We start from the raw sequence: 20,317 nt of genomic DNA, 5'->3' as shown, positions 1-20,317 counted from the left end.
TTCAGTCGAGAAGGTTGCGTAGGTCTTCGACGGTGAGTGCGCCGAGTGAAGCTGGATCGTTGAGGATTGTGTCTGCGATGTGGCGTTTGTGCTCTCCCAGGGCGATCACTTTGTCCTCAATGGTGTCTGTGGCGACCAGTCGGTACACCATCACTTGACGGTGTTGGCCGATACGGTGCGTACGGTCGATCGCTTGTTGTTCAGCAGCGGGGTTCCACCAGGGGTCCATTAAGAACACGTAATCGGCTTCGGTGAGGGTGAGTCCGACTCCGCCTGCTTTGAGGCTGATAAGGAACACGGGCGCATCACCCTCACGGAATTCTTCGATGACGGCGGCGCGGTTCCGGGTTGCCCCATCTAGGTATGTTGTTGTGATTTTTTCGTCGCGCAGCCGTGTCTGCACCATGTGTAGGTATCGAGTGAATTGGCTGAACACCAGGGCTCGGTGACCTCCGTCGATGACTTCGCGGAGCAGGTCCACGAGTACGTCGATCTTTGTTGAAGATATTGACGTCATAGCTGGGTCATCGGGGGCGACTAATGCTGGTGCTAGGGCGAGCTGACGCAGCATCGTCAATGACGAGAAGATCGCTACTTTGTTGCGGGCCATGTCTTCGCTGAGTTTGAGGACACGGCGGCGTTCTCGGGCTAGGCGGGTGTCGTAAGCGCGTCGGTGTGCTGGTGCGAGCGCTACACGCACGGTTTGTTCTTGTTTGGGTGGCAGGTCGGCGGCGACGTCTTCTTTGGTGCGGCGTAGCAGCATGGGGCTGATGCGTTTGAGGAGGTGTTCTGCGCGGGTGGGGTCGGTGCCTTCTTCGATGGGGCGGCGGTATGTGTCGGTGAAGGTTGCTGGGTCGGGTAGGAGGCCTGGTGAGGTGATGGACAGTAATGCCCATAGGTCCATGAGGGAGTTTTCGACTGGGGTGCCGGTGATGGCGAATCGGATGGGGGCTTTGATGTGGCGTAGTGCGCTGTAGGTTTTGGATTGGTGGTTTTTCGCGATGTGGGCTTCGTCGAGGATCATGCCGCTCCAGGGGATTTGGGCGAATTCTTTCTCGTCGATGCGGGCGATTGTGTAGGTGGTGATGACCAGGTGGGCGTCGGCGATGCGGTCGGTGATGGTGTGTTTGGATTTGCCGGTGGTGGTGGTCAGGGTGGTGATGCGTAGGTCGGGGGTGAAGGTGGTTGCTTCGTTTACCCAGGTGTTGACGACGCTGGTGGGGGCGATGATTAGGAGGGGGTTGTTGTCGAGTTCGCCGTTGTCGTGTGCGGCTGCGGCGGCGGCGAGGACTTGGAGGGTTTTTCCTAGTCCCATGTCGTCGGCGAGGATGCCGCCGAGTTTGGCGTTCCAGAGGCGGCGCATCCAGGTGTATCCGTGGATTTGGTAGGGGCGTAGGTTGGCGTGGAGGGTGGCTGGTAGTTGGGGTGTGGTGTGGGGGGTGGTGAGGGTGTTGATGCGTTCGCGCCAGGTGGTTGCTTCGTGGGTGATGATGCCTAGTGCGGTGAGGTGTTCGTAGAGGCCTAGGTGGGCTGGGGTGATGTGCAGGGTGGTGCGGTCGGGGTCGATGAGGTGGCGGGATTCGTCGATGAGTGTGCGTAGTTGTGTGAGTTCGGGTAGGTCCAGGGGGAACCAGGCGCCGTTGGGGAGCATGATGTGGGTTTCGCCGGTGGCGAGGGCGCGGAAGAGTTCGGTGAAGGTGATGGTGTGGTTTTCGACGCGGACGGTGATGCCGAGGTTGAACCAGTCGGTGTGTTTGAGGCGTTGGGCGCCGCGAGCGGGGTTGGTGGTGGTGCCGAGGTGGTCGTCGATGCGGAATTCGATGGTGGGGGTGCTGGGGGTGGGGTGGTATTCGGGTGGGTTTCCTTCGGTGGTGATGTGGATGTTGGGCAGGGTGGTGAGGGTGGGTAGGAGTTGGGTGGCGACGGTGATGAGGTCGGTGCCGCTGTAGGACTGGGTGGGGGTGATGGTGGGGTGTCCGGCGGTGTTGGTGATGAATCCTGGGGGTGTTTTGGTGGTGGGGATGGTGTTGATGAGGTGTTGTTCGGCGGTGGTGTCGCGGTGGGGGTAGGTGGTGGCGGGGGTGTTTCCGTAGGTGATGGTGCTGGTCAGGGTGACGCGGTGGTTGGTGGTGAAGCGGGCGTGGATGTGCAGTGTGGGGTGTTCGGTTTGGGGCAGGTTGATGGTGGTGTCGGTGGTGAGGGTGATGTGTTGGCGTAGGGCGGGTAGGAAGTGGGTGGTGAATCGGGGGATGTCGGTGGCGGGGATGCGGATGGGTAGGGGGCCGGTGGCGAGTTGGCCGATGGTGGGGGTGAGTTGTGTGGTGAGGGGGGCTAGGAGGAGTTGGGTGTCGGTCCATAGGGCCATTCCGTGGGGGGATGTGCCGATGAGCCAGGGGTATGTGGTGGGTGGGGTGGGGGTGGTGAGGGCGCCGGGGAGGTTTTCGTTGAGGTTGAGTTCATGGTGGTGCAGGCGCAGGTTGAGGAGGATGTCGGTGGGGGTGGTGGGTTGGGCGGGGGTGGCGTGCATGTGCACGGTGGCGGGGGTGGTGAGGATGTGGGGGGTGGGTAGTTCGTGGCCGATGAGGTCGATGCCTGCGTTGGTGGCGGCGGTGAGTGCGGGCCAGATGTTTTCGCCGAGGATGGCTAGGGGGAGTTCGTCGGGGATGTTTTGGTAGGAGTAGCGGTTGGTTAGGCGCAGGCGGCGGATGGCTATGAGGGCGTTGTAGTGGCTGGGGATGAGGGTGTTGCGGTGGTTGTCGAGGTTTTCCCAGGTGATGCCGGTTTTGACCCAGCGGCCTGAGGGGCCTTTTTTCATGGGTCGGATGGTGATGTCTGGGGTGGTGGTGGGGGTGGTGGCGCCGAAGCGTTTATAGGTGGGGCGGGCTTGGGTGAAGCGTAGGGCTGCGGGGGTGTGGTGGGTGGTGGGGGTGGGGGTGGGGGTGCGTTGGGTGGTGGTGAGGGGGTGGAGGAGTTGTTCCCATTCGGGGGTGGTGGTGGGGGGTGTTTCGGGTGGGGTGGGGGTGGTTGTTCTGCCGAGGTTGATGTTTTCGTTGCCGGGGCGGGTGCGGGTGTTGCGGGCGGTGATGATGGTGGCGAGGGTGTGTTTGCAGTCTTTGCGTAGGGGGCAGGTGCAGGTGCAGGTGAGCCAGGTGGTGGTGTCGTGTGTGTGGTGGCGGATGTGTGTTTCGTAGGGTTCGGGGCGGTTTCCGGTGACGAGGGCGCCGATGGTGGTGTGGCCGTCGGTCCATAGGTCGGTGACTTTGTTGAGGTGGGCGTAGGAGTGTGCGCGTTGGAGGGTGGTGGTTCCGTAGCGGTTGCGTAGGTGGGTGTCGTCCCAGTGGTCTAGCCATTGCAGGTCGGTGCGGTCGAAGGTGTGGGGGTGGTGGTTTCGACGCGTCGCCATGGGGACAAACTAGCGGCGGATGGTGACGGGGTTTGGTTCTGGGGTTCGTAGGGTACGTAGGGATTCGGTGATGCGTTCGGCGCCGTGGCGCATGTGGGTGAGGGTGGGGGCTAGGCGGCCGGTGGAGTAGTGGGACATGGGCATGGCGACGATGAGTGATCCCAGGGCGGTGCGGTCTGCGCCGAGTATGGGCATGGCGATGGAGATGGTGGGTGGGTTTTCGTTGAATCGGTGGAGGGCGTAGCCGCGGCGTCGGGTGGATTCGAGTTCTTCTTTGAGTCTGTGGATGTCGGTGGGGGTGATGTTGAGGTCTGGTAGCCCAGTGTGGGGGTAGAGGTTTTCGAGGTCGGTGTTGTTCATGCCGGCCAGGAGTGCTTTTCCGCCGGCGCTTTCGTGGGCGGTCAGGAGTGGTTTTTCGACGCGGGTGGGTGTTGCTGATTCGGAGATGAGGACGTGGAGGTTTCGTTCGACGAGGATGCCTAGGAAGGCTGATTCTTCGAGGGCGTGTGCGACTTCGCGCACGATGGGTCGGGCTAGGCGTAGCAGGCTTGCTCTGTTTCCGACCATTCCGCCCATGCGGAACATGGCTGGGCCTGCCACGTAGGTGCGGTCGGGGGCTTGGACTGCGAATTGTCGGTACATGAGTGTTGATAAGAGTCGGTGTGCGGTCGACGGTGCCACGCCGAGTTCGTGGGCTACCGCGGTGACCGTCACACTCCGGCCATCGCTGAGCAGTGCCAGTAAGCGAAGCGAATTGTCTACGGACTCCAGATACGCCATAAACGACAACCGAACTCTTTCTGTGTTTTCCCGACAAGGCCGGTGGGTGGTTTTCGAGGCTTGCCCCGGCTACCCGGATGCGTTCACGCCCCGAAGTCGCTATGAATTCACCTGTGAAACAACGGGATCAATGTCGACTGTGACGTGGCTCACGTTTATCAGGTTTCCGGTGAATACCCAACCCGCCCGCACATGCAGACACATCCACGTCCAACCTGATCATGGCGATACAACTATGCGGCTCCCGTTCATCCACACGCACAAACCTTCCGCTCAGCGGAAACCTCACTCACCCCGCCACCCCACGTACCGTGAGCCCATGTCACATAGCGACACGCCCACCAACCCCGACAGCTTCGACCCCCTCAACCTGGACACCCTCAACGATCGCTCAGGAGCCCTGTGCCACCGCATGGGCATCACCTTCACCGAAGCAACCCCCACCCGCTTCACCGCCATCATGCCCGTCGAAGGCAACACCCAGCCTTACGGTCTCCTCCACGGCGGAGCATCAGCCACCCTGGCCGAAACCGTCGGCTCCGCCCTGGCCATGCATCTAGCTGGCCCCAACCGCATCGCTGTGGGAGTCAATATCAACGCAACACACCACCGCGCCGCCACCCACGGCAACATCACCGCAACAGCAACACCAATCGCTTACAGCCGCAACACTGCTACCTGCCACATCAGCATCACAGACGAAGACCAAAACCTCATCTGCACTGCGACTTTGCTCACAAATCTGCGTAACTCAACACCCAAACCACACCAAAACCGATAATCACCTGAGCTACTTTGACGCAATGACCGACACCGCGTTCCAAATCGTCGCCATGGTGATCTACCTGGCAGCAATGCTAGGCATCGGCTGGTACTCCTACCACCGCACCAACAACCTCGGCGACTACATGCTCGGCGGGCGCGACCTCCACCCCGCCGTCGCAGCCCTATCCGCCGGCGCCGCCGACATGTCCGGATGGCTCCTCATGGGCCTACCAGGAGCCATCTACCTCAAAGGCCTCGTCGAAGCCTGGATCGCCGTCGGCCTGACCCTCGGCGCCTGGATCAACTGGAAACTCATCGCCCCACGACTACGCGCCTACACCGAAGTCTCCGGAGACTCCATCACCGTCCCCAGCTTCCTAGAAAACCGCCTCCGCGACCACAGCCACGCTCTACGCATCGCCTCAGGCCTGATCATCCTCATCTTCTTTACCTTCTACGTCTCCTCCGGAATGGTCGCCGGCGGCACCTTCATGGAAAGCTCCTTCGGCACCGACTACCTCACCGGCATGCTCATCATCGCCGCCGTCACCGTCACCTACACCCTCTTCGGCGGCTTCCTCGCAGTCTCCTACACCGACTTCGTCCAAGGTCTCATGATGGTCCTGGCCCTCATCGCCGTCCCCATCGCCGCACTCATCGCCATCGGCACCGGCAACTTCACCACCGAAATCAACGCAGCCAACCCCACCGCCCTGTCCTTCACCCACGGCGCCACCACCATCGGCGTCATCTCCTCACTCGCCTGGGGCCTGGGCTACTTCGGACAACCCCACATCGTCACCCGCTTCATGGCCCTACGCAGCCCCGCCGAAGCCATCGCCGGACGCCGCATCGGCATCGGCTGGATGCTCTTCTCCGTCGGCGGCGCAATCATCACCGGCCTCGTCGGCATCGCCTACTTCAGCCGCAACCCCGACCTAGCCATCACCAACCCCGAAACCGTCTTCATCCGCCTAGGCCAACTCCTCTTCCACCCCCTCATCGCCGGATTCATGCTCGCCGCAGTCCTGGCCGCCATCATGAGCACCATCGCCAGCCAACTCATCGTCACCTCCTCAGCACTCATCGAAGACATCTACAAAGCCCTCGGAAAAACACCCCACCACGACAGCCACTACGTACGCCTCGGACGCCTCGCCGTCCTAGCCGTATCCGTCATCGCCGCGCTCCTAGCCCTAGACCCCAAATCCACCATCCTCGAACTCGTCGCCTTCGCCTGGGCCGGATTCGGCGCCGCCTTCGGCCCCACCATCCTGCTATCCCTCTACTGGCGAAAACTCACCACCGCAGGAGCCCTCGCCGGCATGATCACCGGCGCCACCCTCGTAGCCATCTGGCGACCCCTCAGCGGCGGAATCTTCGACATCTACGAGATCATCCCCGGCTTCCTCGGACACCTCCTCATCGCCTACGCCATCAGCCTGGCCACCCACAAACCCAACCCCACCATCGACACCGAATTCGACGAACACAAACGCCGGGCAAACAACTTCACCCAACCGGCCACCTAACCCCCAACCCGAGGCAACAACACCTCCAACTCACCGGTACCGTCCCGGAGGCGAGCACGCGCCAACGGAGTCTTCTCCACCTGCACCAACGCATCCACCACCGGGCGGTACCGGGCACTAGACAACGACGAAAACTCACCCACCCGCTCCCCAGCAACCCGCACCTCAACACCCGGCTCCCCCACATGCCGACCACAACTCAACGTCGTCGGATGCAACGTCACCCACTCCACCGCCTCACGCGCCACCCGAGCCACCGCCTCAGCACTCATCGACCGCGCCGGAACCGTCACCACACACTCCGGCACCAACGGCTCCACACCCTCAGGAGCACCCAACATCAACCGCAAATGCTCCGGCTCCACCACCCGCAACGACAACACCGGCACAAAACCAGGCCCCTCACCAAAGGTCACCACCCCCTCACAGGAGACCCGCACCCCCTCCTGCTGAGCCCGCAACAACGCCCCCCGCCACAACGGCGCCTGCCCCGCCGGCAACACCCCCACCACCACACCATCAACCTCAACCACCACACCACCACGGCCCTCCAACGCCACCAACCACGCCGTCACACTCACCCGCCCCGCACGCCCCGACACCCGCGGACCAGAAACCAACGACGAGATCACCGACTCCAACGCCACCCCATACACACCCTCACTGACCACACGCATCCCCCGCACCGACGGCAACCGCACCACCGAACCCCGCCGCGCCACAACCTCACTACTGACCAAAACAACCCGCTCCCAACTCACGCCCCCCAACGGAGACACCCAACACAACACAGCCCACCAACGGCAGACCGACATCACGTCGGCACCCCCACCCCAACCCTGAGCCAAACCCCCTCACTACCCTTTCCTCATGACGCCACGCCGCCTGCCCACACCCGACATCGCCCGCGGCGCCATGCTCCTACTCATCGCCCTAGCCAACGCCACCAGCTGGGCCCCCCGCACCCCCACCAACACCACCCCCACCATCGGACCCAACGAACTATGGGTCCTCATCCGCGGACTCCTCATCGACGCACGCGTCTATCCCCTCTTTTCCATCCTCGTCGGATTCGGCATCGCCACCATCGCCAGCCGAGCAACCACAACCCCCACCATCCTCTACCGCCGCGCCGCCGCTCTTACCCTCATAGGCCTGCTCCACAGCTTCCTCTTCTCCGGAGACGTCCTAGCCACCTACGGCCTCACCATCGCCCTACTCACCCCGCTCATCACCACCAAACACCCCAACACCACCGCACTGACCATCACAGCCCTTGGCTTCACCGCCCTCGCACTGGCCACCACCACCTTCATCGGCTTCAACCCCACCGATCAAACCCCCGAATCCAACGGCCCCTACCTACTCGAATGGCTCGGAAAAACCATCTCCTCATTACCCACCACCGCCGTCATCCCCTGCATCATCATCGGCATATTCATCCAGCGCACCACCCTCCTAAGCCACCCCCACCGCCACCGACGCCTCCTAGCTACGACCGCAGCCACCGGCCTGCTCATCGGCGCACTCACCGCCATTCCCCTGACCCTGACCTACATCGGCATCACCATCAGCCCACTAATCCCCTGGACTATCGCCCTCGACACCCTGGGCAGCTATTTCGGCGGCCTAGGCTGGCTCGCCCTCATCACCCTGACCCTCAGCTACACCACCCCCACGCACCACCCCACCACCAGCGGATACAGCCCCCGCGCCATCCTCACCGCCATCGGCAAACGCTCTATGACCTGCTACCTGCTCCAAAGCGCGCTCTTCGCTCTGCTACTACCCGCCAACAGCGGCCCTGTCACCGAAATCCACGCCGCCGCCATCGCCGTCATCATCTGGCTCATCACAGCATTGACCGCCACCATCTTCGACCGAGCCGGAATTCCCGGCCCGGCCGAATGGGTGACACGACGCCTCATCTACGCAGGCGTTCCCCGCGACTGACCCTGCTGACCAACAGAACTCGCCTCACGCAACACCTCACGCTCCAACGGGCCACATGCCTGCGCAGCCTGCTCAACCTCCGCAGCGATCAACTGCGCCAACCCCTGCGCATTCGGATCACGCAACATCGTCATGTGATCACCCCCGGTCTCCACCAACTTCCACGAACCGGACAAAAAGTCCGACCAATGACGACGCATTGCCTGCTCAGGACTATCAGCCACCACCACTAACACCCGCCCCGCATACGGGTCCGTCCGATACCGTGCAGTCAACACTTGACTCTGGGCATGGAAACGCCAGTACTGCCCCAGCCCTGGCGTAGGCACCAAACCAGTCACAGCCAACCCCACCAAGTCACGGGCCCGCCGCTTCAACGACTTCTGCGGAGTTTCCGGCTGCCACTGCGGGTCCGGGGGGAAAGAATCCAGCACCATCAACGTGGCCACTTTCTCCCCCGCGGCTTCCAACTGCTTAGCCACCTCCAACGCCACCAAGCCACCAAAGCTATGTCCGGCAATGAAATACGGGCCGTGCGGCTGGATACTACGGATCGCACGCACATCACGACGCGCTACCGCCTCCACTGACCAGTCCGGCAGCCCACGCACTTCCAACGCATGGGATTGCAACGCATATACCGGGCGTCCTTGCGGCAGATGACGCACCACCGGCACAAACCCCACACCCAAGCCACCGCCACCAGCGATAAAGAAAATCGGCTCTTGGTCACCAGCAGTACGTAATTCGCTGACAATCTGGTGACGCCGCTGCGGACGACGCCGAAGCTGCCGCGCATACTGCGCCAACGTCGGCGCCTCCACCAGGGTTTGTGATGTCACCTGATCGGGGCGAATACGCAGATCCTCAACAACTCGGGTCAGCAGCTCCTCCGCTGCTAGTGAGTCACCACCGAGTTCAAAGAAGTCACTATCGCGCCCAATCTGGTCAGTGCCCAGTACTTCTTCCCAGATACCAGCAACTAACCGTTCCCACTCTGTCTTGGGTGCTTCTCCCACCGCTGGGGCCGGAACCGGTGGCAAAGCAGCACGATCTAGCTTGCCCCGCTCTGTGCGTGGCAACGCATCAACGAACACGACAGCTTCGGGAACAAGGTGGCTCGAAAGGCGTGTACGCAGCTGGGCACGTACTGAGGCGGCTCCTGGGCGCTCTGCAGAGCTCACCACGTACGAGACCAGACGGTACTGGCCGTTGTCTTCAGGTCGAGGCATCCCCACAGTTACCGACTCGATCACCTCGGGCAGCGTGGACAACACCGCATCAACTTCACCGGGCTCGACGAGGTAGCCACGCACTTTCACTGAATGGTCTCGCCGTCCCAACAGCCGCAGATTGCCGGAATCGTCGAAGGTGCCGATATCCCGGCTGAGGAACCATGCGTCCCCGATGGCGTCATGGCCGAACGCAGCCGCCGAGGCTGATTCGTCTCCCCAATACCCACTCGCCACGTATTTGCGGTGAACGGCCACTAATCCTGTGCCTGGTGCCAGTGGAGGTAGATCGTCTTGGCCGCCAGTGATATGTGCAGCTGTTGCTGCGTCCACGAGTTCCACACGGGTGAATCCGACCGGGCGCCCTACTGGCAGTGCACCTTCGAGCGTGGGGTGGTCTGCAGCAATAACGTATTCAGCGATGAGGCCGGTCTCAGATGATCCGTATCGGTTCCGCACCACGCATTCGGGTGACAGCAGCGTCCGGATTCGCTCTACGTCGCAGCCTTGGGCTGCTTCTCCTGCGATTGTTACTGAGCGAAGACGTTCTAGCAGTGCTGGGTCGGGCCCGGTGGCGGCGAATGCGCGGCAGATGGCTGGGCTGGCTTGCATGACGGTGCATTTGTTTTTGTGTAGCCAAGCTGCCAGGGGGGCGATGCCGTGTTCGCGGGTGTCGAAGAGTCGAGTGATGGCTCCGACGGTGATACCGGCGATGGTGGCCATGAGGCCGGCGTGGAATGCCATGGGGAGGTTGTGGGCGATGATGTCGTTGGCGTCGTAGCAGCCGGTAGCTAGGGAGTTGTCCCAGGCATCCATGACCAGCATGCGTTGGTCATTGACCACGATTTTGGGGGTGCCGGTGGAGCCGGAGGTCAGGGCGAGGACGGCGGGCAGGGCTGGGTCGGTGGGGTTGCGCCAGAGGTGGCGTGCGCGGGCGTTGGGCAGGGTGGTGACGTCGATGGTGGTGGTGCCGAGGTCGGCGGCGACTTTGGCGAGTCCGTCGGCGTGTAGGACGCAGCGGGCTCCAGTGCGTTTGATTTGGTCAGCTAGGCGGGGGGCGGGTGCGCGGGAGTCCAGGACGACAACGGGGTGTCCGGAGCCGATGATGCCGAGGATGGTGGCGACGGCGCGGGCGGTGTGTCCTTGGAGGACAGCTACGGGCAGTGGGTGTCCGGTGTCATCGACGGCGTCGGTTAGTGGTCCGAGGTGGGTTTCGATGAGGGCGCGGATGCTGGCTGCTTCGGCGGCCAGGGTGTTGTAGGTGACGTTGCGGGTGGCGTCGGTGATGGCCAGTGCTTCTGGTGCGGCTTTGACGATTGTGGCGATGCGTGCGATGACACCGCGTTCTGCGTCTTCACTGGTGAGTGCCGGGATATTTCGCAGCGTGTTTTTCATTATTGGACCTCTCCCCCGCGGTGGTTGTGTTGTCCCCACCGGTTCCCCTGTTTTTTCAAGGCCGCTCTTAGTTCGGCACGAGCGAGTATGTCCAACGGGGTTAGGGGTGAGTCGGGGTGTGGGCGTGCTTCCACAGATAAGCGAAATGGGTGCGCTGTGAATGTGGTTGTGGTGTTGTCGGGTTGATGCGGCTTGTTGGTTGGTTGGGTGTCGACATCAGGGTGGGGGTGGCTGGGGTGGGGTCGTTCGTAGCCGAATCGTTATCGCTGTCAGATGACATACGCACTAGATGGAGTGATCCAATTATTTTGCCGGCATCGAAGACCGGCTCACGTGACGGTGCTTGTTGGGGGATGGCAGGGCCGCGCACGTAGCGGCCCCCGAGGGGTGAGGGCGTTGGCCGCTTATTGACACACGCTTCTACCCATAAGGGGAACAACATGTCTGTGATCAGTCGTAGTGGTGTATCTGCGTTCGTTGCTGTGGGGGTGGGCCTGTGTTCGCTTGCAGTTGCCGCCATGGCGGCGCCACCTGCTGCTGGATCTGATGTTTTTTCCGCCCGGCAGGTCAGTGCGTTGGCTCAGGTTGGTGGTCGGGGTAGTCAGGTAGATGGTGCAGCTTCAACGGGGGTGAGGCGTTCGCAAGAGGTGGCTGGGTTTACTCCGGTGGTCACGCTTGGGTCCTCTGCTGAGTTGGGGCGGGCGATCTCTGCGGCCAGCCCTGATGAGCAAACTGTGTTTGTTTTGTATGCCGTAGATGGCCAGGCCGTGGTGCAGCGAATCGTGACGAAAGAGGATGGGAAACCGTGTATTTCGACGTGGCGTTTGGGTGACTATCAGCCAGGTCACACGAATACAGGTGTGGTTGATGCGAGTTCTCCTGAAGATGTGTGGGTGACTACGGGATCGCAGCTGCATCATTTTGATGGGCGTCGTTTCACGTTAGTGAAGTTGCCTGAAGGAATGGGGACTACACAGACGGTTAAGGATGTGCCTGGCCCCGGGGCTTTTGTTTCCTTGGGTGGCGATAGGGGTGGCCAGGTGTATCGGGCGGTGGTGCGCGATTGCGGTGTGAGGTGGCAGCGTTTGCCGGTGGCGTCTCGACCTGATCGCCCTGGGGAAACGTATACGTTTCACAAGCTGAACTATGCCGGGGGGACGCTGTTCGGTATGGACAGCACTGAGGTGAATGGGTATTTGCCGTTCACTGTGTTTGAGATGGGCAAGGATGGGTGGGTTTCCCGGTATGAGGCAGCTCACTTTTTTGCTGGTGGTGGGGTGCGGAGTTTTACATGGTTGACGCCTAAGGCAGATCGGCATATCACGTTGGGGTTGGCGTCTTCTCCTCGCGGTGAGTTGAAGCCGTATTGCAATGGGTGGAATGGGGATGCTGCGGCTGCTTCGGGAGTGTCGTGTACGTCGACGGCGGGGTCGGGTAAGGCAGCGTTGTTGGCTGATGGACGCGTGGTGACGGGGTCTTTTACTCAGCGTCCTGCCTCGGGTGAGGACACTGAGGTGCAGTTGTCGGGGGATCTTGGTGGGGGTGTTTACGCGATGGCGGGGTCGTTGGTTGGCAGTGCTGCGTGGGCGGTTACTGGTGATGGAGAGGATCTGGTTTTGCAGCGTTATCGGGGGTGAGGTTATGGCTGGAGTCGGGGCGTCTGTTGTTGGGGCGCACCCGGCTTGGCCGTGTGGTTGGGTGGATTCACCCTCCATGGTGAATTCTTTGGGTCTTCAGCGGTTCTAGGATGAGATCACTGTTTTGACTCGATTCGTGGGGAGTCACCGTGACACATCATCGCTTTGCTGCCGCCGTGTCGCTGACGTGCGCCTTGGCTCTGGCTGGCTGCGGTAAGTCTGCATCCTCGCCGACGCCTGCTAACACGAGTCGGCCTGCATCGTCACATGCTTCTGCTGCTACTTCGGGGGCGGCAACGGCTGATTCGACGGGTGATGCAGAAGATTTGGGATATGTGGCTGCGACGATTCCGTTGAATGACGAGATTGTTGAGGCGGCGCGTTTGGCGTTGGATCCGCGGCATCGGGCGAGCGCGAAGGTGCAGGCCGCGGCGACGCAGATTCGGCGTACTGCTGAGGTGCGTGCGGCGATGTTGACGAGTTGGCGTGATGAGTGGACGCAGAATGCTGAGCAGACTGCGGCGCCGACGAAGGCGACTGATCCTGCGCAGAGTCCGGGTAAGCCATCTGCTGGGCGCCATGGGGCTACCTCAGCGAGTTCCTCGCAGTTGTCTTCGGATGAGGATATGGGTGATGAGGAGAAGGATGGCGCTGATCCGGATGATTTGGAGGGGTTGGCGGCGGCCTCGGGTACGCAGTTTGATGCGTTGTGGCTACAGCACATGATTGACCTGGATACGACGCATATTGATTTAGCGGAGAATGCCGCGGAGACCACGGAGAATCCGGAGTTGCGTGAGTTCGCGTTGCAGGCGGCTAAGCAGCACACTCAGGAGGTGCGGCAGCTGCGGGCGTTGTTGACTGGTGGTCCGGATGATTCTCGTGGAGCTAAGGGCAAGCGTTGAGTGGTGTGGCGGCTTGGCGCTGCTTAGGTGAGGCTGATGCCTAGTGCTGTGCCGATGGCTGCGGCGGTGAGGGTACAGGTGAGGTTGGCGGCGGTGTTGATGCAGGCGGTGGCGTAGCGGTGGTGGCGTAGCTGGTTGGTGGTATCTGCGGCGAAGGTGGAGTAGGTGGTGAGTGCGCCGCAGTAGCCGGTGGTGAGCAGGAGTTGCCATTGGGGTGAGGTCAAGGGGGTGAGGGTGTGTTGGGTAGTGATGGTGGTGATGAGGTTGATCAGGAGTGAGCCGAGGGTGTTGGCGGTGAGGATTCCCCAGGGGAAAGTGTGGTGTGGGGTGTGGGTGGTGATGAGGTGTCGGGTGATGGCGCCTATTGCGCCTCCGATGGCGACGAGGAGGGCGTTCATGTGGTGGTTTTTTTGGTGGTGAGGTGGTGTCCGAGTGCTGCGGCGCTGATGGCCAGGGTGGGGGTGAGGATGAGGTAGAGGGCGGCGGTGGGCCAGGTGGTGGGGGTGGTGAGGAGGTTGGTGTTTTCGTGGGCGTAGGTGGAGAAGGTGGTGTAGCCGCCGAGGAGGCCGGTGCCGAGGAAGGGGCGTAGGTAGGGGGAGGTGGTGCGGTGGGTGAGGGTGCCGGTGAGGGCTCCCATGAGGAGGCATCCGGTGGTGTTGATGAGCAGGGTGGTGGTGGGGAGGGTTCCGGGGGTGGTGGGCCAGGTGGTGGTGAGTGTCCAGCGGATGAGGGCGCCTAGGGCGCCTCCTGCGCCGATGATTGCGGTGATTGTGGTGGGGTGGGGTGGGGTGGTGCTGTTCACGTGTTCACGGTAGTTCGGGGTGGGGTGGTTCTGTGTTTGGGGGGCGTTGGTGTTGTGTTGAGGGGTTGTTGAGGTTGGGTTGTCGGAGACTGGGGCACGTTGGGTTTTTCTGGCGGAGAGGGTGTGCATGGTGAAGCGGGCGTGGGGTGGACCGGCGGGTTTGGTGCGGGCTGCTGATGAGGCTGAGCGGGAGCAGTTGCGTCGTCATCCGGTGCCGTTGCGGCGGGTGTTGGTGTTGTTTGCGCCGTATCGGAAGCGTTTGTTGGCTGTGATGGCTGTGATTGTGGCTAGTTCGCTAGTGGGGGTGGTGCAGCCGTTTTTGGTGCGGGAGGTGGTGGATGTGGCGATTCCGTTGCAGCGGGTTCCGTTGTTGTTGGTGTTGGTGGGTGGGATGGTTGCGGCGACGGTGGTCACGCAGTTGCTGGGTGTTTTGCAGACGTTGTGGGCGACGATGGTTGGCCAGCGGGTGATGCATGACCTGCGGGTTGCGGTGTTTGAGAATTTGCAGCGTCAGTCGTTGGCTTTTTTTACGCGTACGCGTACGGGGGAGGCGCAGTCGCGTCTGGTGAATGATGTGGGTGGGATGCAGTCGGTGGTGACGAATACGGCGACGTCGATTGCGGCTAATGCGACGACGACGATTGCGACGGTGGTGGCGATGGTTGCGTTGAGTTGGCGTTTGTCGTTGTTGAGTCTTTTGGTGGTTCCTCCGGCGGTGTGGATTACGCGCAAGGTGGCGTTGGCGCGGCGGGCTCTTGTGGATCGTCGTCAGGAGACGATGGCTGATTTGCATACGCAGATCGAGGAGGGTTTGTCGTTGTCGGGGATGCGGCTTATCCGTACGTTGGGGGCTTCGCGGGCTCGGTCTGAGCTTTTTGGGGTGACTTCTGGTGCTTTGGTGGATCTTGAGGTGCGGTCGCAGTTGGCTGGGCGGTGGCGGTTGGCGGTGATGCAGATTGTTTTCGCGGTGATTCCGGCGTTGGTGTATTTGGTGGCGGGTTTACCGGCGACTTCTGGGGGAATGACAATTGGGACGTTGATTGCGTTTACGGGGTTGCAGGCGGGGCTTTTTCGTCCGTTGATGAGCATTTTGAATGTGTCGGCGGAGTGGATTAGTTCGATGGCGTTGTTTGGGCGGATTTTTGCGTATGTGGATGTGGAGTCTGATGTTCCGGAGCCGGTGAGTCCGGTGTTTGTGGATCCGGTGTCGGCGCGGGGTGAGGTGTGTTTGGAGGGGGTGTCGTTGCGGTATCCGGGTAGTGATCGTGATGCGGTTTCTGGGGTGGATTTGTTTATTCCTGGGGGTGGGACGGTTGCGTTGGTGGGTGCTACGGGGTCGGGTAAGTCGACGGTGGCGTCGTTGGTGCGCAGGTTGGTGGATCCTTCGCAGGGGCGGGTGATGATTGATGGGGTGGATGTGCGGGATATTGCTGAGGAGAATTTGGCTGCTTTGGTGGGGATTGTTTTGCAGGAGACGTATTTGGTGCATGACTCGATTCGGGCGAATTTGTTGTTGGCTCGTCCGGGTGCGAGTGAGGGTGAGTTGTGGGCGGCGTTGGAGGTGGCGCAGATCGCGGATGTGGTGCGGGGGTTGCCGTTGGGGTTGGACACGGTTGTGGGTGCGAGGGGTTATCGGTTTTCTGGTGGGGAGCAGCAGCGTATTGCGGTGGCGCGGACGGTGTTGCGGGATCCGCGGGTGTTGGTTCTGGATGAGGCGACGAGTGCGTTGGATAACACGACTGAGCGTGAGTTGCAGGTGGCGTTGGATGGGGTGATGGCGGGGCGGACGACGTTGGTGATTGCGCATCGTCTTTCCACGATTCGGGATGCTGATGTGATTGTGGTTCTGGATTCTGGGCGGGTGGTGGAGCGGGGATCTCATGCGGAGTTGGTGGCGTTGGGGGGTGCGTATGCGGCTCTTGTTGCTGGTGATGGTGGAGGTGCTGTGGGGTAGGTGGGGTGTTGGGGGAGGTGGTGTTGGTGGTTTTGGAGGTGAGTTGGGGTGTATGTGCGCTTAGTGTGATGTGGGAAGGCCTACGAGAGGCACGGCTGGAGGGGGTCGGGTTTCTCGTAGGCCTTCTATTGCTATATGAGATTGCTCGTAGTGACGCCCTCAGGAAGAGATTGCCTGTATGAAACTTTTCAAGGCGTAGGCGTTTGTGTGCTGCGGTTGGGTCAGCACCGCGGATGCCCATGTGATGGCCAATAGCTTGCACGTCGTGAAGCACTGGTACGACCAATGGGCGGACGGGCTCGTCTTTTACTGCAGCGGTATTGCTAACTACGTTCCGCGCCTGAAGGTCGCCTATCTCAGCCTATGACCACTGTGCCAGCGGCTTCGACCTCCAAAAGACCTGACGGATGGCGTCTTGCGGCGCTGCTCGGCCCAGTGGCCTTCGGCGATGAAGCCTTCTCCATCAGCCTTCCCCTAGTCCTGTTGACCTTAGGAGCGAGCGCATCGGCGCCCGTTCTCATCCACAGAGCGCTCTACACATCCCTGGTTATCGCGGGGTTCATGCTTGGTGGGGTGGTGGATCGCTACGAGACTTACTGGGTTGTTAGGCGATGCTGGTGCGGGGCGAACAAATCCTGCACTGGTTTCGAGGCTGTATGGCGCGATTGAGGCTCTGCGCACAGCGTCTGCGACAGTGGGTCCTCTCATCGGCGGTTTTGTCGCAAGCGCAGGTCTCAAGGGTGTCTTTGCTGGGTAAGCACTGATTTTTGGAATCGGCTCCTTGGCCTCTCGAGGGGATTTACCTCCAGGATCTGACCATCACGAACCTCCTGAAAAGGGAAATAACACTCAAGGATCGGCAGCAACTGAATTTAGGACGAATCGATCGCTTGTTCGCGGAGTGGCCCTAAGCTCGGCGCTCAATGTCGGTCTAGCAGTTATGGTGCCGCTCAGCATCGCCAGACTGAAGCTGGAAGGCGGACTGTCCGCCGCGCAAATTGGGGTTTGTCTGGCGGCTGTTGGGGTTTGTTCAGTTGTTACCGCCCAGGTCGCGGGCGGGGTGGGGGGAAAGTCTCTGGCTTTTCCGGCTCTGCTTACCGCATCGTTAGTCTCATTGGCCGGGTGGTTTACAAGCGTTTTTATGATCAGTGCCCTTATGTCGTTCGCCAGTGCCACTGCCATATTTTTCAACATCCGATGGCGGACTTACCGGCAACTAGTCACAACGCCTCAGCGACTCGGGGCAGTGTCCTCCTGGTGTCGCAGTATCGCCTACTCCTGGATCGCCCTTGTGAGTTTTATAGGCGCACGTTTCGTATCATCTGGCATCAGCGCATCAACGGTTCAGACTGCAGCAGGGGTGGCTTCTCTGGTGTGCGTAATCATCGTTTTAGCGGGCTTTCGTTCTGACCGGGCGTAGGGCTGGCGAATGAGTGTCTCCGTACATCTAGTGGTGTGGGGTTAGGGGTGGATGACGGTGGTGGGGCTGATTCGGGCTACTCGGGTTGCTGCTGCAGTTCCGCCGAGTCCGCCGAGGATGGTTGTAGCGGCTAGGGCTGCAGGAATCGACCAGGGAGTGATGTAGGCGGGTTGGTCGATGAGTACGGCGGTGATGGCCAGGGTAATCATGCCGATGATGAGGCCTAGTATTCCGCCGGCTAGGCCGATGGTGCTGGAGCGTAGGAGCAATTCGAGGAAGAGGTGTTTGCCGCGGGCGCCGAGTGCTTTTTTGAGTGCGTATTCGTTGAGGTGTTCTGCAACGGCTGCGTATTGGATGATGCCGATAAGGAATGCGCCGAGGAGAGCTGCGGTGATAGTGAGGTAGTGGGTGGGGGTGAGCAGTTCGGGGGTGATAGGGGATTCGGTGGGGTGGTTTGTGACGGCGGTGGCGGTGGGGTGGATGGAGTTTTCGTAGCCGGGGGCGATGGCGTGTGGGAGCAGTTTGGCGTAGGTAGTTGCTCCGGCTGGTGGGGTGAAGCCGGTGAGGTTCATGTGGGTGGGGTTTCCGCCGAGGGTTACTGCTGTTTTGTCTGAGACGAGGATGGATCGTAGGAGTTCGGGGCGTTTTCCTGCGTCTTCGATGATGTCGGTGATGGTGATGGGGTGGTTGTTGATGCTGATGTGGTCGCCGATGCGGAGTTTTTCGGTGGTGGCCAGGGTTTTTCCTACGGCTGCGGCGCCGTCGGTGGAGAGCATGGGGGCAAGGGCATGACGGGCGTGGATGTCGCTGCGTTGGGCGATGTGTTCGGTGGCTGCGGTGATGGGCCAGGTGTGGGTGGTTTGGGTGCCGTTGGGCATGTTTCGGGTGGTTTTGGCGTCGTGTATTCGCCAGGTAATAAGTGGTTCTCGTAGGCCGATGCGGGTGCTGGCTTGGGTGATGTTGGTGGGTTGAGCCAGGGCTGGGGGGAGTTCTTCGGTGTTAATGGAGACGGTGACGTGATTGGTGAGCATTGAGTCCAGGCGGTGCGCGGCGGCGGCGTCGTTGATGCCTTGCATGCCTGTGGAGAGGATGAATGCGGCGCTTGCGATGGCGATGGCTAGGGCGGGTATGAGGGCGCTGAGGGGGTTGTGGCGGATGGGGCGCAGGGCTTCTGTGGTGATGGTGCGCAGGATGTTGGTGCGGTGGCCGCGGTTGTGGCGGCGGCGTTCTCGGCGGCTGGGGGGTGTGGTGTGGGGGGTGTTCACTTATCGCTCACCAGGACTTCGTCACCTACTGAGAGGCGTCCTTCGAGGGGGGTGATGGTGACGAGGTTTCCGTCTGAGATGCCTGTTTGGACGGGGATGTCGCGGTTTTGGGTATTTTTGGCGAGGCGGATGCACGGTTTGCCGTTGCAGGTGGTGATGGCGGCTAGGGGAACGTGGAGGCTGTCGGCTGGGGATGCGTTGAGTTTGATGGCGGCTTTGATGGGTTTGTCGTTGGGGTCGTCGTTGGAGGGCAGGGTGAGTTGTAGCTTGTAGAAGCCGGGTTTGATGTTGCCTGGTTCTAGTCGGGTTGTTTCGGGGGTTTCGTTGCTGCCGGGTGGGTTGGGTAGGCCTTGGATGGGTGGGTTTCCTGCGGCTGAGGCGGTGTGGGTGGGCATGGTGACGGCGGCGACGGAGGCGACGATATTTTTGCCTGATGCCATGGTGACTTTGATGCTTTGGCCCATGTGGAGTTCGTTGGCGAGGGCGGGTTCGAGTCCGCCGATGGCGGTGAGGGGGCCGCCGTCGAGTTTCATCAGAGGGGCGCCTTCGGGCAGGACTTGGCCGAGGGTGGCGCCGAGTTTGGCGATGCGGAGTTTTTTGACTTTGTCGGGTACGGGGACCAGTTGTCGCCAGTGGATGGTCTCGGGGATGGGTTTGTAGGGGCGCATGAGGGCGGCCCATGCGGCTGCTGTGGATTTGCCGAATTTGCCTGGGGGGTCGGTGACACGGTGGCCGCAGGCGGTGAGTCCGCGTTGGAGGGCAGCTACGTCACTGCCGGTGGCGCCGGGGGCGAGGTCGCGGAAGAAGGGGCGTTGTCCGGGGATGAGGAGGACGGGGACGTCGTTGACGGAGATGGGTGAGGTGCAGCGGGGGGTGTGGGCGCCTTCGCGGAGGGTGAGGCGGGTGACGACGCGGCGGGATGCTTCGATAGGTGCTTCGGCGTTGGTGGTCCATTCGCTGACTTGGGTGAGGGGGACGTCGGCGAGTTGGGCGACTGATCCTTTGCCAATTTTGGCGGTAGGGGGTGGGGTGTCTTCGGGGTCGGCTGGGGTGGGGGTGCCGATGGTGAGGTAGCCGGTGGCGAAGGCGGTGCTGAGTCCGGCTACGAGGATGAGGGATAGGCTCGTTAGCGGGGAAGGTAGTTTTTTGATTTTGGTGGTCCTCACGTGGGGTGGTTTCGCCGGCGTTGAGGGTGGGTGCAGCGGGGGTGTTCGGGGGAGGTTAGTTGGGGCGCAACGTTGCTGGCTTTTTAGGCTGGGTTGGTTGCTCTGGTT

Annotated in this window: 14 protein-coding genes; 6 read left to right on the top strand and 8 right to left on the bottom strand. The window is 61.4% G+C overall.

Annotation, left to right across the window (positions count from 1 at the left end; translation table 11 throughout):
- Position 1: 1 nt before the first annotated feature.
- The gene (locus AC2T9U_RS00475) at positions 2-3,403 is read right to left on the bottom strand and encodes a DEAD/DEAH box helicase (RefSeq protein ID WP_493696257.1); all 3,402 of its coding nucleotides are present in this window, start codon (positions 3,401-3,403) and stop codon (positions 2-4) included.
- Positions 3,404-3,412: 9 nt separating this feature from the next.
- The gene (locus tag AC2T9U_RS00470) at positions 3,413-4,183 is read right to left on the bottom strand and encodes an IclR family transcriptional regulator (RefSeq protein ID WP_493696256.1); all 771 of its coding nucleotides are present in this window, start codon (positions 4,181-4,183) and stop codon (positions 3,413-3,415) included.
- Between the two features lie 319 nt (positions 4,184-4,502).
- On the opposite strand from AC2T9U_RS00470, the gene AC2T9U_RS00465 reads away from it, so the two are divergent.
- Positions 4,503-4,964 (top strand): PaaI family thioesterase, encoded by a 462-nt coding sequence (locus AC2T9U_RS00465; RefSeq protein WP_493696255.1) that lies wholly within the window; start codon positions 4,503-4,505, stop codon positions 4,962-4,964.
- A 22-nt stretch (positions 4,965-4,986) separates the two neighbouring features.
- Positions 4,987-6,480 carry a sodium/proline symporter PutP gene (gene putP / locus AC2T9U_RS00460; protein ID WP_493696254.1) on the top strand — a complete coding sequence of 498 codons (1,494 nt, stop codon included), beginning with the start codon at positions 4,987-4,989 and terminating at the stop codon, positions 6,478-6,480.
- Here putP and AC2T9U_RS00455 read toward each other — a convergent pair.
- Positions 6,477-7,295: a hypothetical protein gene (locus AC2T9U_RS00455; protein WP_493696253.1), complete on the bottom strand. Its 819-nt coding sequence runs from the start codon at positions 7,293-7,295 to the stop codon at positions 6,477-6,479. The genes putP and AC2T9U_RS00455 overlap by 4 nt on opposite strands.
- Before the next feature lie 55 nt (positions 7,296-7,350).
- On the opposite strand from AC2T9U_RS00455, the gene AC2T9U_RS00450 reads away from it, so the two are divergent.
- Positions 7,351-8,433 carry a DUF418 domain-containing protein gene (locus AC2T9U_RS00450; RefSeq protein WP_493696252.1) on the top strand — a complete coding sequence of 361 codons (1,083 nt, stop codon included), beginning with the start codon at positions 7,351-7,353 and terminating at the stop codon, positions 8,431-8,433.
- Here the strand turns inward: AC2T9U_RS00450 and AC2T9U_RS00445 are convergent.
- Entirely contained in the window at positions 8,409-11,060 is a 2,652-nt protein-coding gene (locus tag AC2T9U_RS00445) for an alpha/beta fold hydrolase (RefSeq protein WP_493696251.1), read from the bottom strand. The two genes, AC2T9U_RS00450 and AC2T9U_RS00445, sit on opposite strands and share 25 nt — an antisense overlap.
- 440 nt (positions 11,061-11,500) lie before the next feature.
- Here AC2T9U_RS00445 and AC2T9U_RS00440 point away from each other — a divergent pair, with 440 nt between their 5' ends.
- Positions 11,501-12,697: a hypothetical protein gene (locus tag AC2T9U_RS00440; protein WP_493696250.1), complete on the top strand. Its 1,197-nt coding sequence runs from the start codon at positions 11,501-11,503 to the stop codon at positions 12,695-12,697.
- A 149-nt stretch (positions 12,698-12,846) separates the two neighbouring features.
- Positions 12,847-13,602, top strand: a complete 756-nt coding sequence (locus tag AC2T9U_RS00435; RefSeq protein WP_115031858.1) for a DUF305 domain-containing protein — start codon at positions 12,847-12,849, stop codon at positions 13,600-13,602.
- A gap of 23 nt (positions 13,603-13,625) precedes the next feature.
- Here the strand turns inward: AC2T9U_RS00435 and crcB are convergent, their stop codons facing one another.
- Complete coding sequence (gene crcB, locus AC2T9U_RS00430) at positions 13,626-14,000, bottom strand: fluoride efflux transporter CrcB (protein WP_493696249.1); 375 nt, start codon at positions 13,998-14,000, stop codon at positions 13,626-13,628.
- Entirely contained in the window at positions 13,997-14,404 is a 408-nt protein-coding gene (locus AC2T9U_RS00425) for a FluC/FEX family fluoride channel (protein WP_493696248.1), read from the bottom strand. The genes crcB and AC2T9U_RS00425 overlap by 4 nt, the downstream gene beginning before the upstream one ends.
- A gap of 127 nt (positions 14,405-14,531) precedes the next feature.
- On the opposite strand from AC2T9U_RS00425, the gene AC2T9U_RS00420 reads away from it, so the two are divergent.
- The gene (locus AC2T9U_RS00420; protein ID WP_208304113.1) at positions 14,532-16,358 is read left to right on the top strand and encodes an ABC transporter ATP-binding protein; all 1,827 of its coding nucleotides are present in this window, start codon (positions 14,532-14,534) and stop codon (positions 16,356-16,358) included.
- A 1,461-nt stretch (positions 16,359-17,819) separates the two neighbouring features.
- On the opposite strand, the gene AC2T9U_RS00415 is transcribed toward AC2T9U_RS00420, so the two are convergent.
- Positions 17,820-19,043, bottom strand: a complete 1,224-nt coding sequence (locus AC2T9U_RS00415) for an ABC transporter permease (protein WP_493696247.1) — start codon at positions 19,041-19,043, stop codon at positions 17,820-17,822.
- Positions 19,040-20,209 carry a hypothetical protein gene (locus AC2T9U_RS00410; RefSeq protein WP_493696246.1) on the bottom strand — a complete coding sequence of 390 codons (1,170 nt, stop codon included), beginning with the start codon at positions 20,207-20,209 and terminating at the stop codon, positions 19,040-19,042. The genes AC2T9U_RS00415 and AC2T9U_RS00410 overlap by 4 nt, the downstream gene beginning before the upstream one ends.
- Between the last annotated feature and the right edge of the window lie 108 nt (positions 20,210-20,317).

Source organism: Dermatophilus sp. B7861-1 (assembly GCF_058996045.1).
Note: the sequence above shows the minus strand (reverse complement) of the source record. Positions and strands in the feature narration are given on the sequence as shown.

Excerpts from the sequence above, each read along its gene's own strand:
- AC2T9U_RS00475 (WP_493696257.1), bottom strand. The coding sequence starts at position 3,403 with ATGGCGACGCGTCGAAACCACCACCCCCACACCTTCGACCGCACCGAC.
- AC2T9U_RS00470 (WP_493696256.1), bottom strand. The coding sequence starts at position 4,183 with ATGGCGTATCTGGAGTCCGTAGACAATTCGCTTCGCTTACTGGCACTG.
- AC2T9U_RS00465 (WP_493696255.1), top strand. The coding sequence starts at position 4,503 with ATGTCACATAGCGACACGCCCACCAACCCCGACAGCTTCGACCCCCTC.
- putP (WP_493696254.1), top strand. The coding sequence starts at position 4,987 with ATGACCGACACCGCGTTCCAAATCGTCGCCATGGTGATCTACCTGGCA.
- AC2T9U_RS00455 (WP_493696253.1), bottom strand. The coding sequence starts at position 7,295 with ATGTCGGTCTGCCGTTGGTGGGCTGTGTTGTGTTGGGTGTCTCCGTTG.
- AC2T9U_RS00450 (WP_493696252.1), top strand. The coding sequence starts at position 7,351 with ATGACGCCACGCCGCCTGCCCACACCCGACATCGCCCGCGGCGCCATG.
- AC2T9U_RS00445 (WP_493696251.1), bottom strand. The coding sequence starts at position 11,060 with ATGAAAAACACGCTGCGAAATATCCCGGCACTCACCAGTGAAGACGCA.
- AC2T9U_RS00440 (WP_493696250.1), top strand. The coding sequence starts at position 11,501 with ATGTCTGTGATCAGTCGTAGTGGTGTATCTGCGTTCGTTGCTGTGGGG.
- crcB (WP_493696249.1), bottom strand. The coding sequence starts at position 14,000 with ATGAACGCCCTCCTCGTCGCCATCGGAGGCGCAATAGGCGCCATCACC.
- AC2T9U_RS00420 (WP_208304113.1), top strand. The coding sequence starts at position 14,532 with ATGGTGAAGCGGGCGTGGGGTGGACCGGCGGGTTTGGTGCGGGCTGCT.